Origin of the sequence: Rhodococcus sp. ENV425, assembly GCF_002887785.1 — a bacterium.
In the GTDB taxonomy this organism is placed as follows: domain Bacteria; phylum Actinomycetota; class Actinomycetes; order Mycobacteriales; family Mycobacteriaceae; genus Rhodococcus; species Rhodococcus aetherivorans.
Window position 1 is genome coordinate 12,596 of sequence record NZ_PCZU01000294.1, and the last position, 953, is coordinate 13,548.

The window sequence follows — 953 nt, forward strand, 5'->3', positions numbered from 1 at the left end:
GGTCGAGCCCGGCGAGTCCTTCGCCGACCTGCTCGACCAGGCGCGGGAGCGGGACCTGCAGGCCTTCGCGAACGCCGACGTGCCGTTCGAGCGGCTCGTGGAGGTGCTCAATCCGGAGCGGTCGACGGCGCGGCATCCGCTGTTCCAGGTGGGCCTGTCGTTCCAGAACCTCGCGACGACGAGCCTCGAGCTGCCGGGACTGACCGTCTCCGGTGTGGACGCGGACCTGCAGACCTCGCAGTTCGACCTGCATCTCGTGGTCACCGACCGGTACGCCGACGACGGCGCCCCCGAGGGGATCACGAGCGTGCTCACGTACGCCACGGATCTGTTCGACGAGCCAACCGTCGTGGTGTTCGCGGAGCGGTTCGTGCGGGTGCTCGAGGCGATTGTGGCCGATCCGTCGGTGGCGCTGGGGGATATCGAGATTCTCGAGGCGGCCGAGCGGGTGCGGGTGCTCGAGGCGTGGAACGAGACCGCTCGTGCGGTCGGGGGGCCGGCGACGCTGGTGGATCTGTTCGACGAGCAGGTGCGGCGCGCTCCCGACGCGCCGGCGTTGGTGTTCGAGGGTGTGACGCTCACCTACGGCGAGTTCGATGCCCGGGTCAATCGTCTTGCGCGGCAGCTTGTTGCGCTGGGTGTGGGGCCGGAGTCGACCGTGGCGCTGGCAATGCGCCGGTCGGTCGAGTTGCTGGTGGGCATGTACGCCGTGGTCAAGGCCGGTGGTGCGTATGTGCCACTGGACCCGGACCAGCCGGCGGAGCGGACCGGGTACATTCTCGAGGTCGCGGCTCCGGTGGTGGTGCTGACCACCGAGCGCGACGGCTTCGTGGTACCGGGACAGACGATCCCGACGCTCACTCTCGACACCCTCGACCTCGACGAACTGTCGGACGCTCCGGTCACCGATGCGGAGCGGTTGGCGCCGTTGCGGGCGTCGAACACGGCGTATG

The 953-nt window shown here is 69.4% G+C and carries 1 protein-coding gene; it reads left to right on the forward strand.

Translation table 11 applies throughout. The annotated features are described in order from the left end of the window. A partial coding sequence (locus tag CQZ88_RS27820) for an AMP-binding protein (RefSeq protein WP_180987097.1) occupies positions 1-953 on the forward strand: 953 nt, incomplete at both ends.